Here is a 24,510-nt window from a genome sequence, read left to right on the forward strand (position 1 = left end):
CTCAGCATGGCTGAACAGCAGAATTCCAACGATTACGGCGCCTCCTCGATCAAGGTGCTGAAGGGGCTAGACGCGGTCCGCAAGCGTCCCGGCATGTACATCGGCGATACCGACGACGGCTCGGGCCTGCACCACATGGTGTTCGAGGTGTCGGACAATGCGATCGACGAAGCGCTCGCTGGTCATTGCGACCGGATCGACATTACGCTCAACGCCGACGGATCGGTCAGCGTCACCGACAACGGGCGCGGCATCCCGACCGGCATCCACCCCGAAGAGGGCGTGTCTGCCGCCGAAGTCATCATGACGCAGCTGCACGCCGGCGGTAAGTTCGAGAATACGTCGGACGACAACGCCTACAAGGTGTCGGGCGGGCTGCACGGCGTCGGCGTCTCGGTCGTCAACGCGCTGTCCGAATGGCTTGATCTTACCATCTGGCGCGACGGGCAGGAACATTACATGCGCTTCGCGCACGGCGATGCCGTCGACCCGCTCAAGGTCGTCGGCACGGCGGAGGGCATGAAGGGCACGCGCGTTACCTTCCTGCCCTCGCCCGCCACGTTCAAGATCACCGAGTTCGATTTCGACAAGCTCGAGCATCGCTATCGCGAACTCGCCTTCCTCAACTCGGGCGTCCGCCTGTTCCTCACCGATGCGCGGCACGAGGAACCCAAGACGGTCGAACTCTATTACGAGGGCGGCATCGCGGCGTTCGTGAAGTGGCTCGATCGCACCAAGGCGGCGCTGTTCCCCGAGCCGATCGCCATCTCCGGGCACCGCGACGACATCGGCATCGACGTCGCGCTGGAGTGGAATGACAGTTATTACGAGAACGTCCTGTGCTTCACCAACAACATCCCGCAGCGTGACGGCGGGACGCACCTTGCTGCCTTCCGCTCGGCGCTGACGCGCACGCTCAACAATTACGCCGAGAAGTCGGGCATCCTCAAGAAGGAGAAGGTCAGCCTGACGGGCGACGACATGCGCGAGGGGCTGACCGCGATCGTCTCGGTCAAGCTGCCCGATCCGAAGTTCTCGTCACAGACTAAGGACAAGCTCGTCAGCTCCGAGGTGCGCCAGCCGCTCGAGAGCCTGCTCGCCGACAAGATGGCCGATTGGCTGGAGGAGAACCCGCAGAACGCGCGCCAGATCATCCAGAAGGTGATCGACGCCGCCGCCGCGCGCGAAGCAGCGAAGAAGGCGCGCGAGGCGAGCCGCAAGTCGGTGATGGGCATCGCCTCGCTGCCCGGCAAGCTCGCCGACTGCCAGGAGAAGGATCCGGCGAAATCCGAGCTGTTCCTTGTCGAAGGCGATTCAGCGGGCGGCTCGGCGAAGCAGGGGCGCGATCGGCATTTCCAGGCGATCCTCCCGCTGCGCGGCAAGATCCTCAACGTCGAGCGCGCGCGCTTCGATCGCATGCTCGGCTCGAAGGAGATCGGCACGCTCATCCAGGCGATGGGCACCGGCATCGGACGCGACGACTTCAAGCTCGAGAAGCTGCGCTACCACAAGATCGTCATCATGACCGACGCCGACGTCGACGGCGCGCATATCCGCACGCTGCTGCTGACGTTCTTCTATCGCCAGATGCCCGAGATCATCGAGAAGGGGCACCTCTACATCGCGCAGCCGCCGCTCTACAAGGCGACGCGGGGCCGCTCGGAAGTGTACCTCAAGGATGAGAAGGCGCTCGAGGATTACCTCGTCGATGCCGGCGTCACCGCGACGGCGCTCGACGGTATCGGCTCGGGCGACGCGCTGAAGCACCTCGTCGATCACGCCCGTCGTATGCGCACGCTGATGCGCTATGCCCCGCGGCGCTACGATCCGACGATCATCGAAGGGCTCGCGCTCGGCGGCGCGCTCGATCCCGAGATCGACCGGACGGCGCGAGCCGCACGCCTTGCCGAGATCACGCGCCGCCTCGATCAGGGTGATGCCGACGCCCGCTGGTCCGCGACGATGACCGACGAGGGCGGATTCCACTTCGAACGCGTCTGGCGCGGCGTCACCGACCACCACGTGATCGAAGCGGCCTTCGTCGCGTCGGCGGAGGCGCGCAAGCTGCACGCCGTGGCATCGGAACAGGCCGATACTTACGCGCACGCCTCGAAGCTGGTGCCGCTCAAGTCGGCCGCTACCGAGGCTGCCGGGGACGAGGAGGAAGGCGTCACTATCGGCAAGGGCGAAACACTCGTCGCGCGCCCGACGCAGCTGCTCGACGCGGTGCTCGGCATCGGTCGCAAGGGGCTGTCGATCCAGCGCTACAAGGGCCTCGGTGAGATGAATGCCGAGCAGCTGTGGGAGACGACGCTCGACCCCACCAACCGCACGATGCTGCGCGTCGCGATCGATCAGGCCGATGTCGCCGACGAGATCTTCACGCGGCTGATGGGCGACATCGTCGAGCCGCGGCGCGAGTTCATCCAGGACAATGCGCTCAGCGTCGCCAACCTCGACGTCTGATCCGGCAGGGCGCGCGGACGGTCGAGACGACGCCGCGCGCCACGCCTTGAACTTCTACATGAGCGGTTTGCCATGATCCTCTCTCCTGGCGCGGTCGGCTATGCCGGCTGGCGCGCCATTTATAGCGGCGCGACGCCGCGGCTCGATCCCGCCTGCCACCCGGCGATCGCCGAAAGTGCCGCGGCGGTCGCGCGGATCGTCGCGAACGGCGCGCCCGTCTACGGGATCAACACCGGCTTCGGTAAGCTCGCCAGCGTGCGCATCCATGCCGAAGATCTGGCGACGCTCCAGCGCAACATCGTGCTCAGCCATGCCGCCGGCGTCGGCGATCCGATGCCGGTTCCGGTTGCGCGGCTGATGATGGCGCTGAAGCTCGCCAGCCTCGCCCAGGGCGCGTCGGGTGTCCGTCCGGAAACGATCGCGCTGCTCGAAGCGCTTCTGGCGAAAGGGCTGACGCCGCTCGTCCCTGCGCAGGGTTCGGTCGGTGCGAGCGGCGATCTCGCGCCGCTCGCGCATATGGCCGCGACGATGATCGGCGTCGGCGAGATGATCGTCGACGGCGCCGTCGTTCCTGCCGACCGCGGGCTTGAGCACGCTGGCCTTATCCCGCTATCGCTCGGGCCCAAGGAGGGGCTGGCACTGCTCAACGGCACGCAGTTCAGCACCGCCTACGCGCTCGCGGCGCTCTTCGAAGCCGAACGGCTGTACCGATCGGCGCTCGTCACCGGCATCGTCGCGACCGAGGCGGCGAAGGGATCGGACGCACCGTTCGATCCGCGGATCCACGCGCTACGCCGCCACCGCGGCCAGATCGATACCGCCGACGCGCTGCGCCGGTTGATGGAAGGCTCGGCGATCCGCGCCAGTCACCGGATCGACGATGCACGGGTGCAGGACCCTTATTGCCTGCGCTGCCAGCCGCAGGTGATGGGTGCCGTGCTCGATCTGCTGCGCCAGGCGGCGGCGACGCTCGTCACCGAGGCGAACGGCGTCAGCGACAATCCGCTGATCTTCGCCGGTGTGGACGGCGCGAGCGACGAGGCACTGTCTGGCGGCAACTTCCATGCCGAGCCGGTTGCGTTCGCCGCCGACATGATCGCGCTTGCGTTGTGCGAGATCGGCAGCCTCGCCGAACGCCGCATCGCGATGCTCGTTGATCCGGCGCTGTCCGGCCTCCCCGCCTTCCTCACGCCGAAGCCCGGGCTAAACTCGGGGTTCATGATCCCGCAGGTCACCGCCGCAGCGCTCGTCAGCGAGAACAAGCAGCGCGCCTATCTTGCCAGCGTCGACTCGATTCCGACCTCCGCCAATCAGGAGGATCACGTGTCGATGGCCGCGCACGGCGCGCGCCGGCTGATGCCGATGGTCGCGAACGTCGACGCGATCCTGGGCATCGAACTGCTCGCCGCGGCGCAGGGCTGCGATTTCCACGCGCCATTCACGTCGAGCGCGCCGGTAGAGGCAATACGCGCTGCGCTGCGCCGTCGCGTACCAACCTTGATCGACGACCGTCACATGGCACCCGATATGGCCGCTGCGACCGACCTCGTCGCCACCGGCGCCCTGGTCACGCTTGCCGGCGTGCTACCCGGGCTAGACTAGATCAGTTTAGCGCGCGGCCGAGCGCCGTCACTGCCCGGTCGAGCGACGCGGCGCGCGTGCATGTGCCGTCGCACTGTGCCTGCTGTGTGCGCAACGTGTCCAATATCCCGCGCGCTGCCGCTTGGTTGCCGAGCTTCAACTCGGCAGCGGCGAGGCCGGTGAGATACGCCGGTTCGCGATAATTGTCGGCGCGCGCGGCCTGTCGGAAGTTGCGCCGCGCCGCATTGGCATCACCGAGCGCGAGCAGTGATACGCCCTTCAGGAAGCGCGTGTCCTTGCCCTGCACGACGCCCGGACTGGACAATATTCGCGCCGCCTCCGCATAGCGACCGGCATCGATCATCGCGCGTGCCGATCGCGTCGGCCCCACCCACCTGCCGCCAGCGTTGGGATCGACCTGCGTCGAAAGCTGCGCACTAGGGTTCGCTGAGCCGCCGAAATTCCCGGGGTAGCCATAACCCGGCGCGATCGTCTGCGCCGCCGCCGGCGCCGCGGCCACCATCGCCAGTGACATCCAAACCGCGATCCGCATAACAGCCTCCTCACCGCCGGCGAGCAGTCGCCGCTGCAGGACTAAAGCATTAAACTGCAACACGTTCCATAATCAGGCAGTTAACTACTTATGGCTCTGCGCGGGTTCACGGAACTAGATGGTCACGCCTCGCTCCGGCATTTGCGTTGATCGCTGTGACGCTCGGTCAGATGATCGCGGCCCGTGGCAAAGGACGACGCAGGCCTTGGCAATCTGTCGCCCACGTGAATCACGACAAGATGTCGTTTGGCGACGGACTGCCGCCGATCCACGTTTCTGCCGATATTTTCCATTGCCGGGTGGCACGGCGCCCGAAACACTGCCTCCGATGCTTTGATGTTCACCGAACCCGTGGCCGGCGCATGGCCGCAGAACGGCATCCCGAAAATAACGGCCTTCGATAGCCAATATCCGGGCGGTGCAAGCCGCGCCGCCCGGATTATCAGGCGGTTACGGCATCAGCACGCCGTCGACGACGTGAATCACGCCGTTGGACTGCTTGACGTCCGCGATCGTCACATGGCTCATGCCGCCCTTCGCATCGGTCAGCATGATGCGCTTGCCCATCATCGATGCGGTCAGCGGCTCGCCCTGCACCGTGGTGAGCGTCGCCTTGCCGTTGCCGGCCTTGATCGCCTTGGCGAGATCCTTCGACGTCATCGTGCCGGAGACGACATGATAGGTCAGGATGTTCGTCAGCTGCGCCTTGTTTTCCGGCTTCACCAGCGTGTCGACGGTGCCCGCGGGCAGCTTGGCAAAGGCGGCGTTGGTCGGCGCGAACACGGTGAACGGGCCGGGGCCGGACAGCGTTTCGGCGAGGCCCGCCGCCTGCACCGCGGCGACCAGCGTCGTATGGTCCTTCGATTGCGCCGCATTCTCGACGATCGTCTTGGTCGGATACATCGCTGCGCCGCCGACCATCGGGTTCTTCGGGGCCGCGGGTGCGGGGCCGGCGGCCAGCAGGGCGGCGGCCGCGATCGCGCCGCGCAGAGTGAACTTCGTCATCAGGCTTTCCTTGTTTCTCGCGCCGGGGGGTTGCGACGCTGAAGCGAGATACGTTCGAAACGGCCATTTAGAGGCGCGCGAAGAAAAATTAATTTAGGTCAATTTCTGTCGCCACACTCGCATTGTTCGCGATCGATCGCGACCCGCGGCATAGCCGCCGGAAGGTATCCAGCTTTCGCCGATTGCACGGTGAATGCGCCAGACAACTGGCATCGCGCCGTTTTCCGCGGCTAGGGTATCGCCAGAACAAACAGGAGAGTTGACCATGGCCTATGCCCCTTTCGATCTGACCGGCAAGGTCGCGCTGATCACCGGCGGGAATGGCGGCATCGGCATCGGCATGGCGGACGCGCTGGCGCAGGCCGGCGCGGCGGTGGTCGTCTGGGGTAACAATCCGGCGAAGAACGCGGCGGCCGAGGCGCGTCTGTCCGCGCACGGCGGCCGCGTCCACGTCGAGCGTGTCGAAGTGTCGGACGAGGCCGCGGTGGACGCGGCGGTCGATCGCGCCGCCGAAATGTTCGGCCGTTTGGACTTCGTCGCGGCGAACGCCGGTGTGGGCGAAGGTGCGCCGTCGTTTCACGAGATGACGACCGATCTGTGGCGGCGCGTGCTCGCGGTGAACCTCGACGGCGTGTTCTGGACGCTGCGCGCCGCCGCCCGCCACATGGTGGCACGCGCCGAGAAGGGTGACCGCGGCGGCTCGCTGCTCGCGACATCGTCTACCTCGGCGATCCACGGTGCGCCGCGCAACCAGGCCTATGCCGCGACCAAGGGCGCGCTGCTGCCGATGATCCGCGGGCTCGCTGTCGAGTACGCCCGGTATGAGATCCGCGCCAACGCCGTCCTTCCCGGCTGGATCGCCACCGACATGACCGCGCGCGCACAGGGCAACGATAAGTTCAATGATAAGGTAATCGGCCGCGTGCCGATGCGCCGCTGGGGCGAGCCGGAGGATTTTGGCGGCCTCGCGGTCTATCTCGCCTCCGACGCGTCGCGCTTCCACACCGGCGATACGTTCACGGTCGACGGCGGCTACACGATCTTCTGATAGCCGTCGCCGGAGGTGGCGGGCGTCAGCGGCATCGCCTACATGGCCGCGCATGACCGAGATCACCGTCGCTGCGCTGCAGCTCGCCTTCTCCGCCGATATCGATGCCAATATCGCGAACGTCTCCCGCCTTGTGCGCGAGGCCGCGGCGAAGGACGCGCAGGTGATCCTTCCCCCCGAATTGTTCGAGGGAGAATATTTCTGCCGCGTTGAGGACGAAGGGCTGTTTGCCACTGCCAAGCCGACCGCCGAGCACAAGGCGGTGCGCGCGATGCAGGCGCTGGCGGCCGAGCTCAAGGTGCATATCCCAACGAGCTTCTTCGAGGCCGACGGGCCGCACCACTACAACAGCCTCGCGATGATCGGCCCCGATGGCCGTATCCAGGGCGTTTATCGCAAGAGCCACATCCCCGACGGCCCCGGCTACGAGGAGAAGTTCTATTTCCGTCCCGGCAACACCGGGTTCAAGGTGTGGGACGGCCCCTCTGCCGCCAATGCCGCGAAGCTCGGCGTCGGCATCTGCTGGGATCAATGGTATCCCGAGACCGCCCGCGCGATGATGCTGATGGGCGCTGAGGTGCTGTTCTATCCGACCGCGATCGGTAGCGAGCCGCACGACACCTCGCTCGACACCGCGCGGCTGTGGCGACGCGCGATGGTCGGCCACGCGGTGTCGAACGTCGTGCCCGTGGTGGCAGCGAACCGGGTCGGCGTAGAACACGGCCAGACGTTCTACGGCACCAGCTTCATCTGCGACGAGCGCGGCGACATGCTGGCGGAGCTCGGGCGCGAGGAAGAGGGCGTCATCACCGCGACGCTTAATCTAGATCGGGTCAAGCGCCACCGCGCCGCCTTCGGCTTCTTCCGCGATCGGCGCCCTGAACTCTACGGGCGACTGGTGGCCGATATTTAAGCGGGGGACGCTGGTGGGTCCGCCGGGGCTCGAACCCGGGACCTCTCGATTAAAAGTCGCTTGCTCTACCGACTGAGCTACGGACCCGCACCAGCGAAGTCGCGCCTAGGGAGCGCGCGGCGGCGGGTCAACCGGGCGTGAAGCTGACGCACGCTCAGGCCTGTGATCGGATCGCGCCAATGGGGCGCGATATCGAGCAGCGGACGCAGCACGAAATCGCGGTCGCGGAACAGGCGGTGCGGGATCACCAGCTCGGCAGCGCGGAACGCCCCGCCCGACCAGAGGACGATGTCGAGATCGATCACCCGCGCCGACCAACGCGCGCCGCGCCGCCGCCCGAACGCGCGCTCGATCGCCTTCAGCCGGCGCAGCATGTCGCGCGGTTCGTCGGCGCTGCGGACGATCGCGACCGCGTTGCAGAACCGGCGCAGCGACGGACCGATCGGCGCGCTGGTGATCGTGCGCGACGCCGTGACCGTGCCGATCGCCCGCAAAGCGTCGAGCGCTGCCGCCACTTCCGCTACCGGCCCACCATGCCGGCCGTGCCGATTCGAGCCGAGCGCGACGACATAGGTTGAGCGGGTCATGCCGCGCGGCGTATCGCACCGCGATGAACTTCGCACCCTCCCCGCTTCCCGCTACCGAGCCGCCGCGCGATTGCCCGCGCTGCCCGCGCCTCGTCGCCTTTCGCCACACGTTGCAGGCCGACTATCCGGATTGGTGGAACGCCCCCGTCCCCGCCTTCGGCGATCCCGACGCCTGGCTCGTCATCGTCGGTCTCGCCCCGGGCAAGCACGGCGCCAACCGCACCGGCCGCCCCTTCACCGGCGATTATGCGGGAGAGCTGCTCTACGCCACGCTCGCCAAGTTCGGGTTCAGCGAGGGAGTATTCGACGCACGGCCCGACGATGGCCTCGTCCTGAGACAGGCAATGCTGGTCAATGCCGTCCGCTGCCTTCCGCCCGAGAACAAGCCGACGCCCGAGGAAATTCGCACCTGCCGCCCCTTTCTTGAATCGCCGCTGGCTGCGCTGCCGAACGCGCGGGTGTTCATCGCGCTCGGCCAGATCGCGCACCAGTCGGCGGTAAAGGCACTCGGCGGCAAGTTGCCCAAAGCCAAGTTCGGCCACCTCGCCGAGCACCGCATGCCCGACGGGCGGATCCTGATCGATAGCTATCATTGCTCGCGCTACAATCAGAACACCGGCCGCCTCACCGCCGACATGTTCGAAGCCGTCTTCGCCCGCGCGATCGCGCTACGCGATACCCCCGCCTTGTCGCCCGCCTGACGAGGCCGTAGGCGCCGGGACAAGGGAGGGTCGATCGTGAAGGATTGCAAAGTCGCCTTGATCACCGGCGTGACGGGGCAGGATGGCGCATATCTGTCCGAACTTTTGCTTTTGAAGGGATATCGCGTCCACGGTGTGAAGCGTCGTTCGTCGTCGTTCAACACGGGTCGGATCGAGAACATCTACCAGGATCCGCACGAGGAGAACGCGCGCTTCCACCTGCATTACGGCGACCTGACCGATTCGACCAATCTCATCCGGCTGGTGCAGCAGACGCAGCCGAACGAGATCTACAACCTCGCCGCGCAGAGCCATGTCGCGGTGAGCTTCGAGACGCCCGAATATACCGCCAACGCCGACGGCATCGGGACGCTGCGCCTGCTCGAGGCGATCCGCATCCTCGGCATGGAGAAGACCTGCCGCTTCTACCAGGCCTCGACGTCGGAGCTCTACGGCCTCGTCCAGGAGGTGCCGCAGCGCGAGACGACGCCCTTCTATCCGCGCTCGCCCTACGCCGCGGCGAAGCTCTACGCTTATTGGATCGTGGTGAACTACCGTGAGGCGTACGGCATGCACGCGTCGAACGGCATCCTGTTCAACCACGAGAGCCCGCTGCGCGGCGAGACGTTCGTCACACGCAAGATCACCCGCGCGGTCGCGGCGATCAAGCTCGGGCGGCAGGAGAAGCTGTACCTCGGCAACCTCGATGCCAAGCGCGACTGGGGCCATGCGCGCGAATATGTGCGCGGCATGTGGCTGATGCTGCAGCAGGACCAGGCGGACGATTATGTGCTGGCGACGGGCGAGACGACGCCGGTACGCACCTTTGTCGAATGGGCGTTCGCCGATGCCGGCATCACCCTGCGGTGGGACGGCGAGGGCGTCGAGGAGAAGGGCTATTGCACCGAGACGGGCAAGTGCCTCGTCGAGGTCGACCCGCGCTACTTCCGCCCGACCGAGGTCGACCTGCTGATCGGCGATCCGACCAAGGCGAAGGAGAAGCTCGGCTGGGTGCACGAGACAAGCCCGCGCGATCTAGCGCGCGAGATGGTGATGGCCGACCTCGAGGTGATGAAGACCGCGCCGATCGGCAAGGGCGCCTGAGATGATCGGGCAGCCCTATGACCTTGCCGGCAAGCGCGTGTTCGTCGCCGGGCACCGCGGCATGGTCGGCTCGGCGATCGTGCGCCGGCTCGCGTCCGAACACTGCGAAGTGCTCACCGCCGGGCGCGCAGAGCTCGACCTCAAGGACCAGGCGGCGGTGCGCGCGTGGTTCGCGGCGAACCAGCCCGACGCGGTGTTCCTCGCGGCTGCCAAGGTCGGCGGGATCCTCGCGAACGACAGCTTTCCGGCCGACTTCCTCTACGACAACCTCATGATCGAGGCGAACGTGATCGAGGCGGCGCACGTGCACGGCGTCGAGAAGCTGCTGTTCCTCGGTTCCTCGTGCATCTACCCCAAGATGGCCCCCCAGCCGATCACCGAGGACGCGCTGCTCACCGGCCCGCTCGAGCCGACCAACGAATGGTATGCGATCGCCAAGATCGCCGGGATCAAGCTCGCGCAGGCGTACCGCCGCCAGCACGGGCGTGATTTCATCTCGGCGATGCCGACCAACCTCTACGGGCCCGGCGACAATTACGACCTGAAAGGCAGCCACGTCCTGCCCGCGCTGATCCGCAAGGCGCACGAGGCGAAGCTGGCCGGTGCCGACAGCATCGAGATCTGGGGCACCGGCACGCCGCGACGCGAGTTCCTCCACGTCGACGACCTTGCCGACGCCTGCGTGTTCCTGATGCGCACCTATTCCGACGACGGCCACGTCAACGTCGGCTCGGGCAGCGACGTCACCATCTTCGAACTCGCGCAGATGGTATGCGACGCCATCGGCTTCACCGGCCGCATCGTCACCGATCCCACCAAACCCGACGGCACACCGCGCAAGCTGATGGATAGCGCACTGCTCACCAACCAGGGCTGGCACCGGCGCATCGCCCTCCCCGACGGCATCGCGAGCGCGTACGCCGCGTTCTTGCGCGACCAGCCGGCGAGTGGCGCCGCCACGCCGCGATGATCCGCCGTACGACCTCGCGCGACGTCGCCGCCGCGGCCGGGGTGTCGCAACCCACCGTGTCACGCGCGCTGCGCGACGATCCTTCCGTCAGCGCCGAAACGCGGGCGCGCGTCGCCGAGGCGGCGCGGCAGCTTGACTACCGGCTCGACCGGCGCGGATCGAAGCTGCGCTTCGGCAAGACGGGGGTCCTCGCCGTCGTCATCCTCGGCATGCCCGATCAGCCGCGCGCAGCGGCCAACCCCTTCTACCTCGTCCTGCTCGGCGCGATCGCCGCGGCGGCGGCCGAGCGCGGCTACGATACACTAGTATCGTTTCAGAGTTCACCCGACACGTTCCGCGCCGGCTTTCGCCAGGGCGGCGACGCCGACGGGATCATCGTGGTCGGCAGCGCTCGCAACGATGCCGCCTGGACATTCTATGCCGGCGCAGCGGCGGCCGGCGAGCATGTCGTCTGCTGGGGCGCACCCGATGACGCCCTGCCGACCGTGCGATGCGACAATCGCAGCGGCGCCGCGATGGCAGTTCAGCACATGATCGACGGCGGTCGGACGCGGATCGCGTTCCTCGGCGGCGGATGGGAACGACAGACGGCCTATGCCGACCGGCGGCAAGGCTATTTCGACGCGCTCCAACGATCGAAGATGGATCTCATTGAAGCGCCCCACCGGCCCGCTTCGTCACGCGAGGAAGAAGGCTGCGCGGCAACGCTGGCGTTGCTCGCCGCGCACCCGCGGATCGATGCGATCTTCGCGGCCTCCGATCTGCTGGCGATCGGCGCGATCCGGGCCGCCCGGTTGAGCGAAAAGGCGATTCCCGCCGATATCGCGCTAGTCGGGTTTGACGGCATCCTGTCGGCCAGCCACGTCTCGCCGCCGCTCACCACCGTCGAGCAGGACAGCGCCGCGGCGGGAGCCGCACTGGTTGCGACGCTCATCAGCCTCATCGAGGACCAGCCGCCACCGTCGCCGAGCGTCCCGATGCGACTGGTCATCCGCGAGAGCAGCGCGCCGTCGGCTACGCGCTGAGACACACGCTTCCTTCCGCCATCCGCCCCGCCTGCATCGCGCGAGCGCTTGCGTCGGCCCGAGGCTTTGAATAGAGGCGGATCGACCGGCCAGCACCTGTCAGCGGCGGCCACCGGTATCACCGGTGCGAATAGCTGACATGGCTTGGCGCGCGCGGGTGTAGCTCAATGGTAGAGCAGAAGCTTCCCAAGCTTACGACGAGGGTTCGATTCCCTTCACCCGCTCCACGGCAGATTTGAGCCATTTCTGATACCCGTCACTAGCTTCAAGGGTGGGCCGCTTGTGGTGGCGACGCGGTAATATGCACCGGTCGCGAGCGCGAAGATCTCGTCGATGATCTCTTCGTCAGCCGCGAGAGCCAGTCCGAATTTGGCCGGATCGGGCAGCGCGTAGATGTCGCTGATGCTGGCTTCGACGTGCCTGAGCATCATCTCGCGCTTACGCCAGCTGGCCTCGCCGATTCAGCGTCGGCACAGCGTCGCCATCGATCGACGGATCAGCTTGATGCCGGCTTCCCCGCGTTCGGCCAGCAAGCCGATCTGAGCGTGCATCTTGTCCCACGACGCTCGCATGGTGCTGACCGTCATATACATCGCCCATCGCATCGAGAAACGGCGCGAACTGCCGCGCGATGGGGATGCGGCCGCGGCACTTGCGCGTCTGGCGACGGCCCGGCGGATCGAGAGCTAGCACTTGCGCCTCGGGAATCCATCGCCCTACCCGCAAGTCGAAGATCTCCTCCGCCGTGCCTAAGTGGCGACCGCCACGCGCAGATAAGCGATCAAGCGCTCGCGCCCGAGGATCCCCATCGCGAAACCGAACATCGCCGCCAGCTTTGCGACGCCGGCGCGATACCGCGGCGACCCCGCAACAGCCTTTGGCAGCTCGGCCTGGAACTGTGCTGCCCGGCCCGGCGTCGCGTAGATCGCGGCGGCGAGCTCGCGCACGCCTGAATTTGCCGTCCGGCGAAACGACCGGCTTATCCGCCAGCCATCTGCGAAAGCCGTCGACCTAGCGGCCGTCGATCGCCGCGCACGTCACGTTCAGATCGCTCTGCGCGACATGCTCAACGGCGAGTGCGAGGCCCATCGGCTCATGGACGGTCTTCTGGGCTGTCGTTCGGCCCGTAAGTGCCGGGCGCGATCTTCCATGCCTTCCTGATCGGGGCAAGCATCGCGTGAGCTTCGTGAATATGCTGCTGCGCATCGAAAGCCGCATTCACCGCGGTGCGCATCTGTTCTAGGATCGGCGCGCCGAAGCTTGCATCGGGCATACGAGCCTTGGCCCTCGCCTCGACCATGATTGCGAGCGCCTCGAGCATCGAGATGGAACTGCGAACGGACTGCGCCTTTGCGGGCAAGAAGGCGGTCGCGATGTCAGCAGCAACTTGATGGCGTGTTGTCGGCATGTGCGTGCTCCTTCGCCGGAGCAACGCTCCGACGTTATCGAGGATGGCTAATCGGATTCAGTTGGTCGGCTACGCGCTGCATGCCGTCGAAGACCGCGAACGCCAGGACGTAGCTCGAGAAGATCGCAACAGTGAGATGAGCGATCGCAATAAGACGCGATTTTGTGGTCAAGTCATTTCGTCGGCTCCACCGGAAGAGGATGGGCGATATCCGCTCACCTTCGAGCGGAACGTCGCCGCCGGAACCATCGTCCGGCGGTGATCCGGATAGAGGGGGCGGCGCTCGTTCCTCCATTACCCATTCCGGGTTAACCCGCCTTGGATGAGGTGGGTTGACCCGCCTTGGGTGAGGGCCAGCCCTGTCGGGGAAGATCAGCCCGGCAATCACGTGATCTGGCATCTGCAATTTGCGACGGGCTGACGCGAGTTGGGATTTGAGCGTGTTCTCCGAGATCCCGAGCTTGCTAGCGGCGCGGCCTCGATGTCCCTGCTCGAGATACATGCGAACCGCTTCATACTCGCGCTTGGTGAGCTTCTGCAGCGGAGTGTCGGCGGCACCCCGAAGCGCCGCCCGATCAACCAAAAGCTTTCGATGCTCTGCCATCCCCCGCCCGTGTTAGGCACCCCAGCCCGAATCGGCCGGATTGGATTGCAAAGCCTCTCTCATGACTTGGCAATGATAATTCATGCTAGCTGCAGACGCGCCGTTCATTGCAACGAGACGGCATCCCGCTGTCGGCTTCGCCGAGGTCTCGCGCCAAGCCGGCGGCGGCGCCGGGTTTGGGCTCCTGACCACCGAGCTGAACTCGCTGTTGGTGGCGGTCCATCCAAAGGGGATGCCGGCGCTGCTGCACGATGAGGATGAGGAAGCGTAGCGGCGCGCACCGATCGAGGCGGCGATGCGACTGGTAGCGCCCGACCCGGCAAAGCTACCGCACTTGCGTTGATGCGTATCAAAATGTTGCCGTAGGCAGTATTGCTCAAAGAAGCTAAGACGCGGCCATCCTTGGGGGAGGGATGATCGTGCTGCCGATTCGAAAAGCAGGTCCTGTGGGAGCTGCTCTCAACTTTAGTGATTGTGAAGCCAAGGCTTTTGTCGACGTCTGCTATCATGCGATGTTCGGCCGTGCGCCGGACGCTTCGGGCCTGAAGCACTACCGGGACTTGATTTTGAAGGCACCGAACCGCGAAACATTGATCGCTGTGGTTCGCTCGATGACGATGAGCGAAGAGGCAAGCAAGTTTCGAGAGCATCACCTGTCGATGCAGAACCGGCGCTGATTGAAAGTCTTGTTGATAACGCCGGCGACGGGAGCTGCTTCTGCCCCACGTAAATGCTCGACCACCAGGCGGAGATCCTTGCCAGTAAGATGGCCGACCTCATCGTCATTCCACGATTGGCTGAATGCATGAAGCCGCTCGATCGTGGCCTGCAGTTCCTCGGTCATCGAGCTGTCCCCGCGCTGCCATGGCGAACCATCAGCCCGCCGGTCTGCGCGCAAGCCGGGCTAGACGATTAGTATTCCGGCGCGAAGCTCGCGCGATAGAAGCGGGGCGCCAAGGAGGAGACTGCCATGTCCACCCGTTCCGCCATCATACCTTGTCTGCGGTATGAGGATGCACCGCGCGCAATCGACTTCCTCTGCGCTGCTTTCGGTTTCGAACGCCACGCCGTCTTCGTGGATCCGCAGAACGCCCGCATTATCCACCACGCTCAACTGGTCCGCGACGGCCAGATGATCATGCTGACTACCGCGCAGGACGGAGGCTTTAGTAGGGCGGCGCCCATGGTGTCGGTGGCCGCGGCGGGCGGAAACGCGCAGTCAGCCTATGTGGTTGTCGAAGACGTCGATGCGCACGCCGTACGCGCCCGGGCTGCCGGAGCGGTCATCTTCATGGAACCGAGCGATCAGGATTACGGTGGCCGCGGGTACGGCGCCCGTGATCCGGAGGGTAACGCCTGGAGCTTTGGCAGCTACGATCCCTTTGCGCCCGCCGGATGAAACAGAAGCAGTTACAGAGCGCCCCGCCAATTTCTGTATTCTGCTGATCGTTCATCGTGTGGCTTGACCGCGTCCTGCGCCCTGCCCCGTTCTCTGAGCGGCTTGAGACTTCAAACTTGCGGTATCGCCGGCTTGCGGTGCCCGAATTGGTACTTGCGCTTCGTTCAGGCTGGGGTCGTCGGCAGCGACGTGCTCTCGTCCAATGCCGATCAGCTTGCCGCTGCGCCGCCATGGCTTCCGCCCTTCGTTCGATCGAAGGATCAATTTGCGGCGGCTGCCTGTGTCGCAGCAGTCCGTCTATCGATCTCCGGCAACGCGTAGCCAAGCGTTGGAGCAACACGCCGGACGAGCGGTTCCCAATCGAGGCGCAAGGCGACATATGCTTGGACGCCTTCCGGCTGCGTCGTGATCTTGGCCCCGGCGAGTGTCCGGATCGCCGCATCGTAGCTCTGGCGGAGCGGCCACGCCTCGGTCGCGGCGTCGGCGCGATCGCGGACAGTCGGAAAGTGGGAGTCGAGCGTCTCGAGCAGCAGTCGGGCACCACGGCGGACCGCCGCGACGGGCGCAGAGGCCGCGAGTGCGCGATAGCGGGCACGATCGAGCGCGGTATCGATCAGCGTCGTCGCATCGAGAAGGACGAAGCTGAACCTGGACACGGCGTACAGCGGCTCTTCGAAGCGAAAGTAGAAGAGCAACGGATAGAAATGATGCGCCTCCTTGGTTGCCGCGAGGGAGCGGACGAGATTGCCGAGTTCGCCCGTTGCGTCACTCGCCTCCCCTTCCGGTAAGAGCTTGGCCAGCATCACGGCCGCGTCGCCAGTGCCGTCGGTTATCAGGTCGACCGCAAGCGCCAGTGCGTTGCGCTCCCGGAGAGCCGAATACACTTGGACAAGATAGCTCAGCACCAGCGACAGCACCGACGCGCCAATCAGCGAGTTAAGAAGGAAGAGCAGGCGCGTACCGGTCGTGTGCGGCGAATAGTCGCCGCCGCCGACTATCGACAGGCTGTTTCCCGCAACCAACAGCGCGGTGACGAAGTCAGTGGACGCCCGGCCGCTTGCGGGACGGATCGCGGTGCCGAGCTCGGGCTGGACGATAAGCGCCGCGCCAAGCGCCAAGCCGATTGCCCAGAATCCGATCAGTAAGACGACAATGAGCGGACCGGCAAACGTGAGAACCGTGCCTCCGCGCTTGCCAGCCAGCTTGGCAACGCTGCATCGATCCGGTCAAGCTCGGCCTCCGTTAGGCGCAGCGGGCCGGCGCCGGCGTTGTCGGCAGCATGTTCCGGGTTTGACGCCTTGGGGATAGCAACGGTGGACGATCGCCGGACCAGGAAACGCAGCGCCACCTGACGAGCGGTTGCGCCGTGATCGGCAGCGATCTCCTCCAGCACCTGACCGCCTGCCGAGCGAAGAGCCGGAAAGCGGCCGTGGCCGAACGGGCTGTACGCAACGACGGCGATGCCGTGCTGCTCGCACCATGGCAGTACGGCGTACTCGATGGCGCGCTCCTCAAGGTGATAGAGGAGCTGGTTGCAGGCGATCCGGCCCTCGCCGCCAGCGGCCCAGGCCTCCTCAAGGTCCGGAACGTCGAAGTTGCTGACACCCCAGGACAGGATCTTGCCCTGCTCGCAGAGCCGCTCGAAGGCCTGGAAGGTCTCGTCCAGCGGGTACGACCCGCGCCAGTGCAGCAGGTAGCAGTCCAGCCGATCGGTGCGCAGACGCGCCAGCGAGCGTTCGCAGGCGGCGATCGTTCCCCGCGCGGAGGCGTTGCCGGGGAGGACTTTGGAGACGAGGAAGACCTCGTCGCGCCTACCTGCGATCGCCTCGCCGATCACCAGCTCGGCGTCGCCATACATCTCCGCAGTGTCGATGTGGCTCATGCCGAGGTCTAGCCCTCGACGCAGCGCCGCGACCGCCGTGGGCTGGTGCGCGTCGTCAATGTACCAGCTACCCTGGCCGATCACGGGCACGTCGCCTGGCAGGGAACCGAAGCGGCGCCGTTCCATGCCCTCCGGTTCCGGCCCGGACGTCACCCGCTGCGCGGCGCTGGTGACAGCGGCCGTCACGCGTCCCCCGCCTGCGGCAACCGCGCACGGGCAGTCGAGACTAACGCTGCGATCGTGTTGCGGTCTGGGCAACTCGGTATTTTTGGCGGCACGTCACTTAATGTGGCTTGGGGTAACGGCGTGTCCTACGCGTTCACAAACCCTCGTGCAGAGAGCGGCGATAGTGGCGTTCGCGGGGTGGGGACGAAGCAGTTTCAGTATTACATGAACTTTGAAACCGAGTTGACCGACTCCAGTGCGCCAAACGTCCATCTCGTGCTTCGGCTCAACCACCGCTCGGGCGTCTATGGTTTGATCAGTTCGCAACGCACGGGGTCGAACTATCTGGGTGCGGGGCTTCGCTTCGATTTTAAGTAGGTCTTGGTTCGATAGTAAGCAGACATATACCAGCGCAAATTGACGCGCATGATCCGTACCAATGCGCTAGTCATGGTGCATCGAGAGCTAAGCGATTGGATGCTCGCGGCTGGTAGACTTTGTGCTCTTGCCTGACGGCTGAAGCAGCAAACCGCGCGGTATCTTTTCCGTTCACGACGGTCGAAGTTTTCCGATCTTCTGGGCACATATCTGCCGAATCGTGGAATAGCGAAGCGATCCGACGCTCTTCCAACTGACATTCTTAGGGCCGGAAGCGCCCACCGGTGTGAAGGATCTGGTGACCAAACGATGACTACCTGAAACGCTGCGGTCGATAGCGGGCGCACCGCACGGTCGAGCCGACACGCTCCAACTATCTACGTGTAAGAGGGCTGCCAGGTAGAGCGCATTATGTACTCAGAGTTGCTACTGTTCGCCAGTGATCTTGAGGTTGCCGCAAAGTTCCTCGACCTGCCGTCATCTGTCATGGCTCAGACCGCGTCGGAAGGTATGTAAACCTGCGTACAATTCCCGCAAATTGAGCGTGCGCGGAATGGCTGCTTTTACGAGCGGCAGCGCGATTGTTAACACATCTCGGAAGGCCTGCGATCGCGCCTTCAGCCAACTACACTCTTGGCGTGTGCCTGAAACCCGCTCCACTAATCAGCTAAACGTCACCCGACGGGCAGGCCGATCGAACGAGATCGCGTCTTCGGCTTCGCCCGCAGCGACGCGCATCACCACACCGTCGGCACGAGACCAATCTTGCTCGGCCATCGGCTGACCATCGTTGGTTGACCAGCGTATATCGTGACGCACGCGCACGTCCGGGATGTCGTGATGCGCGCGGCGCCATTGCGCCAGATGCGCGACATGGCCGACGAGATCATGGTCGATCGCTCCCCAATCGATCCATGAGGTCGCATTGTCCTGCGCGTAGGCGTTGTTGTTGCCGTGCTGCGTGCGGCCCATCTCGTCGCCGGCCGCGATCATGATCGTCCCGCGCGACGCGAACAATGTCGCGAGCAGCGCACGGACGTCGGCGCCTGGCGTCGCGCTGATCCAGCTTACCTCGTGCGCATGACCGTCGCGGTTGCTCTCGCCGTTCGCCTCGTTGTGGCGCGTCGCGTAGCGGACCGTGTCGGCAAGCGTGAATCCGTCGTGCGACGCCATGAAATTGACGCTCCGCGTCCGTTCGTCGCCGAAGATATCGGTTGATCCGGCCAGCCGCGTTGCGAGCGCTCCGACGCTGCCATCGCCGCGCCAGAAGCGCCGCACGTCGTCGCGATAACGATCGTTCCATTCAAGCCAGGACGCGGGAAACTGGCCGAGCCGGTAACCGCCGGGGCCGATATCCCACGGCTCGGCGATCATGATCCGGTCGGCAAGCAGCGGATCGGCCGCGATGGCAGCGAAGATCGGCGCGTCGGGTGCGAATCCCGGCGATCGTGCCAGGACGGTGGCGAGATCGAAGCGGAAGCCGTCCACCCCCGCCTGTCCGACGAAGTGTCGCAGCGTCGCCAAGACGAGATCACGCGTCGGGGGATAGCCGAAGTCGAGCGTGTTGCCCGTTCCCGTATCGTTGATCAGCGCACCGTCGGGCGCGCGGGCATAGTGGCGATCGTCGAGCCCCCGCAGCGACAGCGTCGGCCCCTCGGCATCGCTCTCGCCGGTATGATTGAAGACGAGGTCGAGAATCACGCCGATGCCTGCGCCGCGCAGCGTCGCCACCGTGTCGCGCAACTCAGCCATGCCGCCGGGGCACAGCCGCGGATCGAGCGCCATCGGCACGACGGGATTGTATCCCCACGCGTTGCGCAGGCCGAGCGGCGGCAGGTGGCGCTCGTCGATCCAGGCGACAATCGGCATCAGCTCGACCGCATCGACGCAGATCGTTCGCAGATGCTCGATCACCGCGGGATGCGCCAGCGCCGACACCGTGCCACGGATTGCGGGGGGCAGATCCAGATGGAGGTTGGTGAAGCCGCGGACGTTCAGCTCGTAGATGAGGCCGCCCGCCCGAAACACCGGCGGCGCGGGCACAACCGGCGGAAGCGGATCGACGACGACCGCCTTGGGCACCAGCGCGGCGGTATCCGCGCCGAACATGGCGAGCCGCGCATCATACTCGAACGGCCTGTCGAGGTGCGTCGCATAAGGATCGACGAGGAGCTTGGCGGGATCGAACGGGGGTGGCCCGGCGGCGCGGAAGCCGTAGCGCTGATGCCGAACGATCGGCGCGTGGGCCACCCAGGTCTCCCCATCGCGATCCATTGCGACCCGGGTTTCGCGGTCAGCGTCATCGAACGGGCACAGCCACACGCTCGCCGCGTCCGGCGCGCGTACGCTGAACCGGCGCGTGGTGCCGTCCGGGCTTGCCAGCATCACGTGACGACGTCGGGTTGCCGCCTTCCGGTGTGCGCGACGATGCCCGCGATCGCCTCGGCTGCCGCGGCGATGTCGGCGAGCATCGCGGTTGTATCCGCGTCTAGCGTCCCGCCTACCGGCTCGTACCGTTCGAGGTAGACGCGCAGCGTCGCGCCGCTCGTTCCCGTCCCCGAGAGGCGGAAGACGACACGGCTGCCGCCATCGAACAGAATGCGGATACCCTGGTTGCGGCTCACCGAACCGTCGGTCGGATCGTGGTAGGCGAAATCGTTCGCCGCGGCGATCAGCAGCGATCCGATGCGTTCGCCCGGCAGATCGGCCAGCTTGCCCCTGAGCCCTGCCATCAGTGCCTCGGCCGCGGCACTGTCTACGCCTTCATAATCGTGCCGGGCGTAATAGTTGCGCCCGAAACGTGCCCAATGATCCTGCGCAATAATGGCAGCCGACTTGCCGGTCGCCGCCAGGATGTTGAGCCACAGCAGCACCGCCCACAGCCCGTCCTTTTCGCGGACGTGATCAGACCCCGTCCCCGCGCTCTCCTCGCCGCAGATCGTCGCCATTCCGGCGTCGAGGAGATTGCCGAAGAACTTCCACCCCGTCGGCGTCTCGAAGCAGGGAATGCCGAGCGCGGCGGCGACGCGATCGGCGGCGGCGCTGGTCGGCATCGAGCGCGCGATGCCCTGAAGTCCGCGCGCATAGCCCGGCGCGAGATGCGCATTCGCGGCGAGCATCGCCAGACTGTCCGACGGAGTGATGAAGATGCCGCGGCCGATGATCAGGTTGCGATCGCCGTCGCCGTCCGATGCGGCCCCGAAATCGGGCGCATCGGCTGCCATCATCGTATCGTACAGCGCGCGCGCGTGGACAAGATTGGGATCGGGGTGGTGGCCGCCGAAATCCTCCAGTGGCGTGCCGTTGCGCACGGTGCCGGCCGCGAAGCCGAGCCGCCGCTCGAGGATCTCGACCGCATAGGGCCCCGTCACCGCGTGCATCGCGTCGAACGCCATCGACAGGCCGGCGGCGCGGATCAGCGGGAAATCGAACAGCGTCTCCATCAGATCGGCGTAGGCGGCAACCGGATCGACGACCTCGACAACCATGTCGCCGACGTGCTGTGCGCCCAGCGTATCGAGGTCGACCGCGGCGTCGGCGACGATGTGATATCGATCGATTGCCGCGGTGCGCGCGACGATTGCGTCGGTCACCTTTTCCGGCGCGGGCCCGCCATTGGCGACGTTGTACTTGATCCCGAAATCCTCGTCCGGCCCGCCAGGATTGTGGCTGGCCGAGAGCACGAGACCGCCGATCGCGCCGCGCTGGCGGATCATGTGCGACGCGGCGGGGGTGGATAGGATCGCCCCCTGCCCCACCACGACGCGCGCGAAGCCGTTCGCCGCCGCCATGCGGATCGCGGTTACCGCCACGTCGCGGTTGAGGAATCGCCCGTCGCCGCCGATCACGAGCGTCGAGCCGTTGCGGCCGTCGATCACGTCGAACACCGATTGGATGAAGTTCGCGGCATAATGCGGCTGCTGAAACACGCGCACCTTCTTGCGCAGCCCCGACGTACCCGGTTTCTGATCGCCGTAAGGCGTGGTGCGCACCGTCTCGATCATGCCTCGCTCAACCCCCGATACAATGCGGCATAGGCGGCGCCGCTCGCCGCCCATGAGAAATCGGCCTTCATGCCGCGTCGCTGGATCGCCTGCCACGCCGCGGGGTCGGCATAAACATCGATTGCGCGGCGTAGTGCGAAAAGCAGCGCGTCGGGCGTGACGCCGTCGAACTGGAACCCGGTGGCGACCTGCGCGCCAAGCGCCGCGACGTTGGCGTCGACGATCGTGTCGGCGAGCCCCCCGGTGCGTGCCACGATCGGCACACAGCCATAGGCGAGGCCGTAGAGCTGCGTCAGCCCGCACGGCTCGAACCGCGACGGGATGACGATCGCGTCCGCCCCGCCCTGCAGCAGATGCGACAGCCCTTCGTCATAGCCGATGCGCACGCCGATCCGCCCCGGATGTCGCGCGGCGGCGTCGTGCAACGCGGACTCGAGCTCAGCATCTCCCGATCCGAGCAGCGCCAGTCGCCCACCCATGTCGACCAGCGCGTCGAGGCAGGCGATCAGCACGTCCATCCCCTTCTGCCACGCCAGCCGGCTGACGACGGTGAAGATCGGGCCGTCGCCTGCCGTCAGCGCGAAGGCGGCCTCGACGGCGCGCTTGTTCGTCGCCCGCCGCGCCAAGGTCCGGCTCGTGTAGCGCGCCGCCAGCGCCGGGTCGTCGCCCGGGGACCAGATCGCGGGATCGATGCCGTTGACGATGCCGTGCACCTGCGCCGCACGCGCCGCGATCAGGCCGTCGAGCCCCATGCCGAATTCGGGCCGAAGAATCTCGCGCGCATAGGTCGGGCTGACGGTTGTGATCGCATCGGCGGCGGCGAGCCCCGCCTTGAGGAAGCCGACGCCGCCGTAATATTCGACGCCGTCGATGCCCCAGGCGGACGCGGGCATTCCAAGCTCGGGGAAGATCTCGGCGTCGAAGCGGCCCTGGAACGCGATATTATGGATTGTCACGACGCTCTTCACCGGCGTGGCGGCATAGCGCAGGTACGCCGGGGCGAGCGCCGCCTGCCAGTCGTGCGCGTGCAGCACGTCACAGGTCAGCCCCTTGACGCCGCCGCGCGCGATCTCGGCCGCGGCCCGCGCGAGCGCGGCGAAACGACGCCAATTGTCGGGCCAGTCACGGCCGTCGGGCCCTGCGTACAGCCCGCCCTCGCGCGCGAACAGCGCGGGCGCGTCGAGCACGATAAGCGGGTGCCCGTCGATCTCGCCCTTCAGCAGCCTTGCTTCGTTCCCCAGCAGGTCGCGCCAGCGGTGGATCGCGGCGCCCGCGACCTGTGTCAGCACCGCCGGATAGCCCGGCAGCAGCGTCGTCGTGGCAATGCCGTGCGGCGCCAGCGCGGCGGGCAGCGCGCCGACCACGTCGGCGAGGCCGCCGGTCTTGACCAGCGGATACGCCTCGGACGCGACGGAGAGGACCTTCATGCGGCGTCTGCGCAGCAGGCGATCAGACCAGCCGATCGATCATCGGCTTGGTGATAAGGCACACGCCGCCATCGGTGCGGCGAAACCGCTTCGCGTCGAGAGCGGAATCTTCGCCCACAACCAGGTTGTCGGGGATCTCCACGCCGCGATCGATCACCACCTTACGCAGGCGCGCGCCCCGGCCGACGTGGACGTACGGCAGCACCACCGCCTCGTCGAGCATCGAGAAACTGTGCGCGCGCACGCCGGTAAACAGCAAAGATCGGTGCACCGACGAGCCCGAGACGATGCAGTCGCCCGATACAAGGCTCGACACCGCGCAGCCGCGCCGCCCGTCGATATCGTGCACGAACTTCGCCGGCGGCGTCAGCTCGGAATAGGTCGAGATCGGCCAGGAACGATCGTAGAGGTCGAGCGCCGGCACGACATCGGTCAGATCGATATTGGCTTCCCAATAAGCGTCAACGGTACCGACGTCGCGCCAATAGGCCGAATCTTCGTTCGACGAGCGGACGCACGACTGGCTGAACTGATGCGCCACCGCCTTGCCGTGCTGCACCAGCCAGGGGATGATGTCCTTGCCGAAGTCGCGGTTCGATCCGGGCGTTTCCGCGTCGCGGCGCAGCTGGTCGATCAGCAACGCGGTCTTGAAAACGTAGATGCCCATCGAGGCGAGCGCGACGTCGGGCTTGCCCGGCATCGCAGGCGGATCGGCGGGCTTCTCGACGAAATCGACGATTCGTCCGGTCTCGTCGATATGCATCACGCCGAAGGCCGTCGCCTCCATCCGCGGCACTTCCATGCACGCGACGGTGACGTCGGCCGCCTGGTCGCAATGCTGCTGGAGCATCAGCTCGTAATCCATCTTGTAGATGTGATCGCCGGCCAGGATGACCATATATTCGGGACCGTAGCTCTCGATGATGTCGATGTTCTGGAACACCGCATCGGCCGTGCCCTCATACCATTGGAACTCGCTGACGCGCTGCGACGCGGGCAGGATGTCGAAGCTTTCGTTGCGCTCGGGGCGAAGGAAGTTCCAGCCGCGCTGCAGGTGGCGGATCAGCGAGTGCGCCTTGTACTGCGTCGCGACGCCGATCCGGCGGATGCCCGAGTTGATCGCGTTCGACAGCGCGAAATCGATGATCCGGCTCTTGCCGCCGAAATAGACCGCTGGCTTGGCGCGCGTGTCGGTCAGCTCGGCGAGCCGGCTGCCACGCCCGCCGGCGAGCACGTACGCCATCGCATCGCGCGCAAGCGGCTGTCCTTTTCGGTGATCCATCCTCTCGC

26 protein-coding genes and 2 tRNA genes are annotated in these 24,510 nt (G+C 66.0%); 12 read left to right on the forward strand and 16 right to left on the reverse strand.

All coding sequences use genetic code 11. The annotated features are described in order from the left end of the window. The first annotated feature begins 6 nt into the window (after positions 1-6). Both gyrB and hutH read left to right on the forward strand, forming a co-directional pair. Positions 7-2,466 (forward strand): DNA topoisomerase (ATP-hydrolyzing) subunit B, encoded by a 2,460-nt coding sequence (gyrB, locus tag B7L05_RS11455; RefSeq protein WP_085810560.1) that lies wholly within the window; start codon positions 7-9, stop codon positions 2,464-2,466. Positions 2,467-2,538: 72 nt separating this feature from the next. Further along, positions 2,539-4,068, forward strand: coding sequence for a histidine ammonia-lyase (gene hutH, locus B7L05_RS11460; RefSeq protein ID WP_085810389.1), 1,530 nt, complete (start codon positions 2,539-2,541; stop codon positions 4,066-4,068). A gap of 1 nt (position 4,069) precedes the next feature. Here the strand turns inward: hutH and B7L05_RS11465 are convergent, their stop codons facing one another. Beyond that, positions 4,070-4,600, reverse strand: coding sequence for a hypothetical protein (locus B7L05_RS11465; protein ID WP_144037242.1), 531 nt, complete (start codon positions 4,598-4,600; stop codon positions 4,070-4,072). Between the two features lie 450 nt (positions 4,601-5,050). After that, on the reverse strand, positions 5,051-5,605 hold the full coding sequence (locus tag B7L05_RS11470) for a fasciclin domain-containing protein (RefSeq protein ID WP_085810391.1): 555 nt from the start codon (positions 5,603-5,605) through the stop codon (positions 5,051-5,053). 265 nt (positions 5,606-5,870) lie between these two features. Between B7L05_RS11470 and B7L05_RS11475 the strand changes: the two genes are divergently transcribed. Both B7L05_RS11475 and aguB read left to right on the forward strand, forming a co-directional pair. Further along, positions 5,871-6,653, forward strand: coding sequence for an SDR family NAD(P)-dependent oxidoreductase (locus B7L05_RS11475; protein ID WP_085810392.1), 783 nt, complete (start codon positions 5,871-5,873; stop codon positions 6,651-6,653). 52 nt (positions 6,654-6,705) lie between these two features. After that, positions 6,706-7,566 carry an N-carbamoylputrescine amidase gene (gene aguB, locus B7L05_RS11480; RefSeq protein WP_085810393.1) on the forward strand — a complete coding sequence of 287 codons (861 nt, stop codon included), beginning with the start codon at positions 6,706-6,708 and terminating at the stop codon, positions 7,564-7,566. 11 nt (positions 7,567-7,577) lie between these two features. Here the strand turns inward: aguB and B7L05_RS11485 are convergent. Together B7L05_RS11485 and folK are read right to left on the reverse strand one after the other, a co-directional pair. Next, positions 7,578-7,653: transfer RNA gene (locus tag B7L05_RS11485), tRNA-Lys, on the reverse strand. Further along, positions 7,644-8,153, reverse strand: coding sequence for a 2-amino-4-hydroxy-6-hydroxymethyldihydropteridine diphosphokinase (folK, locus tag B7L05_RS11490; protein WP_085810394.1), 510 nt, complete (start codon positions 8,151-8,153; stop codon positions 7,644-7,646). The genes B7L05_RS11485 and folK overlap by 10 nt, the downstream gene beginning before the upstream one ends. Positions 8,154-8,176: 23 nt before the next feature. Between folK and B7L05_RS11495 the strand changes: the two genes are divergently transcribed. The 5 genes from B7L05_RS11495 (at position 8,177) to B7L05_RS11515 (ending at position 12,180) form a co-directional block, all read left to right on the forward strand. After that, positions 8,177-8,854 (forward strand): uracil-DNA glycosylase, encoded by a 678-nt coding sequence (locus B7L05_RS11495; protein WP_085810395.1) that lies wholly within the window; start codon positions 8,177-8,179, stop codon positions 8,852-8,854. 36 nt (positions 8,855-8,890) lie between these two features. After that, complete coding sequence (gmd, locus tag B7L05_RS11500) at positions 8,891-9,958, forward strand: GDP-mannose 4,6-dehydratase (protein ID WP_218776008.1); 1,068 nt, start codon at positions 8,891-8,893, stop codon at positions 9,956-9,958. A 1-nt stretch (position 9,959) separates the two neighbouring features. Continuing rightward, complete coding sequence (locus B7L05_RS11505; protein ID WP_085810397.1) at positions 9,960-10,928, forward strand: GDP-L-fucose synthase; 969 nt, start codon at positions 9,960-9,962, stop codon at positions 10,926-10,928. Then, complete coding sequence (locus tag B7L05_RS11510) at positions 10,925-11,953, forward strand: LacI family DNA-binding transcriptional regulator (protein ID WP_085810398.1); 1,029 nt, start codon at positions 10,925-10,927, stop codon at positions 11,951-11,953. The genes B7L05_RS11505 and B7L05_RS11510 overlap by 4 nt, the downstream gene beginning before the upstream one ends. 153 nt (positions 11,954-12,106) lie before the next feature. After that, positions 12,107-12,180 (forward strand) — tRNA-Gly (locus B7L05_RS11515). Here the strand turns inward: B7L05_RS11515 and B7L05_RS11520 are convergent. The 5 genes from B7L05_RS11520 to B7L05_RS16940 form a co-directional block, all read right to left on the reverse strand. Further along, the gene (locus B7L05_RS11520; RefSeq protein ID WP_085810399.1) at positions 12,169-12,384 is read right to left on the reverse strand and encodes a hypothetical protein; all 216 of its coding nucleotides are present in this window, start codon (positions 12,382-12,384) and stop codon (positions 12,169-12,171) included. The genes B7L05_RS11515 and B7L05_RS11520 overlap by 12 nt on opposite strands. Before the next feature lie 30 nt (positions 12,385-12,414). After that, positions 12,415-12,540 carry a hypothetical protein gene (locus B7L05_RS17695; RefSeq protein WP_256926705.1) on the reverse strand — a complete coding sequence of 42 codons (126 nt, stop codon included), beginning with the start codon at positions 12,538-12,540 and terminating at the stop codon, positions 12,415-12,417. Positions 12,541-12,702: 162 nt separating this feature from the next. After that, positions 12,703-12,900, reverse strand: coding sequence for a hypothetical protein (locus tag B7L05_RS11525; RefSeq protein ID WP_085810400.1), 198 nt, complete (start codon positions 12,898-12,900; stop codon positions 12,703-12,705). Positions 12,901-13,046: 146 nt separating this feature from the next. Further along, complete coding sequence (locus B7L05_RS11530; protein WP_144037243.1) at positions 13,047-13,361, reverse strand: hypothetical protein; 315 nt, start codon at positions 13,359-13,361, stop codon at positions 13,047-13,049. 34 nt (positions 13,362-13,395) lie between these two features. Next, complete coding sequence (locus tag B7L05_RS16940; RefSeq protein ID WP_144037244.1) at positions 13,396-13,965, reverse strand: hypothetical protein; 570 nt, start codon at positions 13,963-13,965, stop codon at positions 13,396-13,398. 82 nt (positions 13,966-14,047) lie between these two features. On the opposite strand from B7L05_RS16940, the gene B7L05_RS11535 reads away from it, so the two are divergent. Together B7L05_RS11535 and B7L05_RS11540 are read left to right on the forward strand one after the other, a co-directional pair. Beyond that, entirely contained in the window at positions 14,048-14,236 is a 189-nt protein-coding gene (locus B7L05_RS11535; RefSeq protein WP_085810402.1) for a hypothetical protein, read from the forward strand. Positions 14,237-14,378: 142 nt separating this feature from the next. Beyond that, positions 14,379-14,642: a DUF4214 domain-containing protein gene (locus B7L05_RS11540; protein WP_085810403.1), complete on the forward strand. Its 264-nt coding sequence runs from the start codon at positions 14,379-14,381 to the stop codon at positions 14,640-14,642. Here the strand turns inward: B7L05_RS11540 and B7L05_RS11545 are convergent. Further along, positions 14,615-14,809, reverse strand: coding sequence for a hypothetical protein (locus tag B7L05_RS11545; protein ID WP_085810404.1), 195 nt, complete (start codon positions 14,807-14,809; stop codon positions 14,615-14,617). The two genes, B7L05_RS11540 and B7L05_RS11545, sit on opposite strands and share 28 nt — an antisense overlap. A 126-nt stretch (positions 14,810-14,935) precedes the next feature. On the opposite strand from B7L05_RS11545, the gene B7L05_RS11550 reads away from it, so the two are divergent. Further along, the gene (locus B7L05_RS11550; protein ID WP_085810405.1) at positions 14,936-15,364 is read left to right on the forward strand and encodes a VOC family protein; all 429 of its coding nucleotides are present in this window, start codon (positions 14,936-14,938) and stop codon (positions 15,362-15,364) included. A 260-nt stretch (positions 15,365-15,624) separates the two neighbouring features. On the opposite strand, the gene B7L05_RS11555 is transcribed toward B7L05_RS11550, so the two are convergent. From B7L05_RS11555 to glgC, 6 genes are all read right to left on the reverse strand, one after another. Continuing rightward, on the reverse strand, positions 15,625-16,482 hold the full coding sequence (locus B7L05_RS11555; protein ID WP_218776009.1) for a potassium channel family protein: 858 nt from the start codon (positions 16,480-16,482) through the stop codon (positions 15,625-15,627). Between the two features lie 20 nt (positions 16,483-16,502). After that, on the reverse strand, positions 16,503-17,432 hold the full coding sequence (locus B7L05_RS11560) for an aldo/keto reductase (protein WP_305852075.1): 930 nt from the start codon (positions 17,430-17,432) through the stop codon (positions 16,503-16,505). Positions 17,433-18,452: 1,020 nt separating this feature from the next. Then, complete coding sequence (locus B7L05_RS11565) at positions 18,453-20,174, reverse strand: glycogen-debranching protein (protein WP_085810408.1); 1,722 nt, start codon at positions 20,172-20,174, stop codon at positions 18,453-18,455. Continuing rightward, a complete protein-coding gene (locus tag B7L05_RS11570) occupies positions 20,174-21,793 on the reverse strand; it encodes an alpha-D-glucose phosphate-specific phosphoglucomutase (RefSeq protein WP_085810409.1) in 1,620 nt (539 codons plus the stop codon). The genes B7L05_RS11565 and B7L05_RS11570 overlap by 1 nt, the downstream gene beginning before the upstream one ends. After that, entirely contained in the window at positions 21,790-23,220 is a 1,431-nt protein-coding gene (gene glgA / locus B7L05_RS11575) for a glycogen synthase GlgA (RefSeq protein ID WP_085810410.1), read from the reverse strand. The genes B7L05_RS11570 and glgA overlap by 4 nt, the downstream gene beginning before the upstream one ends. Positions 23,221-23,242: 22 nt before the next feature. Further along, on the reverse strand, positions 23,243-24,502 hold the full coding sequence (gene glgC / locus B7L05_RS11580) for a glucose-1-phosphate adenylyltransferase (protein ID WP_085810411.1): 1,260 nt from the start codon (positions 24,500-24,502) through the stop codon (positions 23,243-23,245). Positions 24,503-24,510 lie beyond the last annotated feature (8 nt).

The organism is Sphingomonas sp. TZW2008 (assembly GCF_002117915.1).
Taxonomy (GTDB): Bacteria; Pseudomonadota; Alphaproteobacteria; order Sphingomonadales; family Sphingomonadaceae; genus Sphingomonas.

Coding starts and splice junctions, on each gene's coding strand:
- gyrB (WP_085810560.1), top strand. CDS start 7: ATGGCTGAACAGCAGAATTCCAACGATTACGGCGCCTCCTCGATCAAG.
- aguB (WP_085810393.1), top strand. CDS start 6,706: ATGACCGAGATCACCGTCGCTGCGCTGCAGCTCGCCTTCTCCGCCGAT.
- B7L05_RS11540 (WP_085810403.1), top strand. CDS start 14,379: ATGATCGTGCTGCCGATTCGAAAAGCAGGTCCTGTGGGAGCTGCTCTC.
- B7L05_RS11510 (WP_085810398.1), top strand. CDS start 10,925: ATGATCCGCCGTACGACCTCGCGCGACGTCGCCGCCGCGGCCGGGGTG.
- glgA (WP_085810410.1), bottom strand. CDS start 23,220: ATGAAGGTCCTCTCCGTCGCGTCCGAGGCGTATCCGCTGGTCAAGACC.
- B7L05_RS11465 (WP_144037242.1), bottom strand. CDS start 4,600: ATGCGGATCGCGGTTTGGATGTCACTGGCGATGGTGGCCGCGGCGCCG.
- B7L05_RS11495 (WP_085810395.1), top strand. CDS start 8,177: ATGAACTTCGCACCCTCCCCGCTTCCCGCTACCGAGCCGCCGCGCGAT.
- B7L05_RS11520 (WP_085810399.1), bottom strand. CDS start 12,384: ATGATGCTCAGGCACGTCGAAGCCAGCATCAGCGACATCTACGCGCTG.
- folK (WP_085810394.1), bottom strand. CDS start 8,153: ATGACCCGCTCAACCTATGTCGTCGCGCTCGGCTCGAATCGGCACGGC.
- hutH (WP_085810389.1), top strand. CDS start 2,539: ATGATCCTCTCTCCTGGCGCGGTCGGCTATGCCGGCTGGCGCGCCATT.
- B7L05_RS11535 (WP_085810402.1), top strand. CDS start 14,048: ATGCTAGCTGCAGACGCGCCGTTCATTGCAACGAGACGGCATCCCGCT.
- B7L05_RS16940 (WP_144037244.1), bottom strand. CDS start 13,965: ATGGCAGAGCATCGAAAGCTTTTGGTTGATCGGGCGGCGCTTCGGGGT.
- B7L05_RS11545 (WP_085810404.1), bottom strand. CDS start 14,809: ATGACCGAGGAACTGCAGGCCACGATCGAGCGGCTTCATGCATTCAGC.
- B7L05_RS11565 (WP_085810408.1), bottom strand. CDS start 20,174: ATGCTGGCAAGCCCGGACGGCACCACGCGCCGGTTCAGCGTACGCGCG.
- B7L05_RS11470 (WP_085810391.1), bottom strand. CDS start 5,605: ATGACGAAGTTCACTCTGCGCGGCGCGATCGCGGCCGCCGCCCTGCTG.
- B7L05_RS17695 (WP_256926705.1), bottom strand. CDS start 12,540: ATGACGGTCAGCACCATGCGAGCGTCGTGGGACAAGATGCACGCTCAG.
- B7L05_RS11475 (WP_085810392.1), top strand. CDS start 5,871: ATGGCCTATGCCCCTTTCGATCTGACCGGCAAGGTCGCGCTGATCACC.
- B7L05_RS11530 (WP_144037243.1), bottom strand. CDS start 13,361: ATGCCGACAACACGCCATCAAGTTGCTGCTGACATCGCGACCGCCTTC.
- glgC (WP_085810411.1), bottom strand. CDS start 24,502: ATGGATCACCGAAAAGGACAGCCGCTTGCGCGCGATGCGATGGCGTAC.
- B7L05_RS11505 (WP_085810397.1), top strand. CDS start 9,960: ATGATCGGGCAGCCCTATGACCTTGCCGGCAAGCGCGTGTTCGTCGCC.
- B7L05_RS11570 (WP_085810409.1), bottom strand. CDS start 21,793: ATGATCGAGACGGTGCGCACCACGCCTTACGGCGATCAGAAACCGGGT.
- B7L05_RS11550 (WP_085810405.1), top strand. CDS start 14,936: ATGTCCACCCGTTCCGCCATCATACCTTGTCTGCGGTATGAGGATGCA.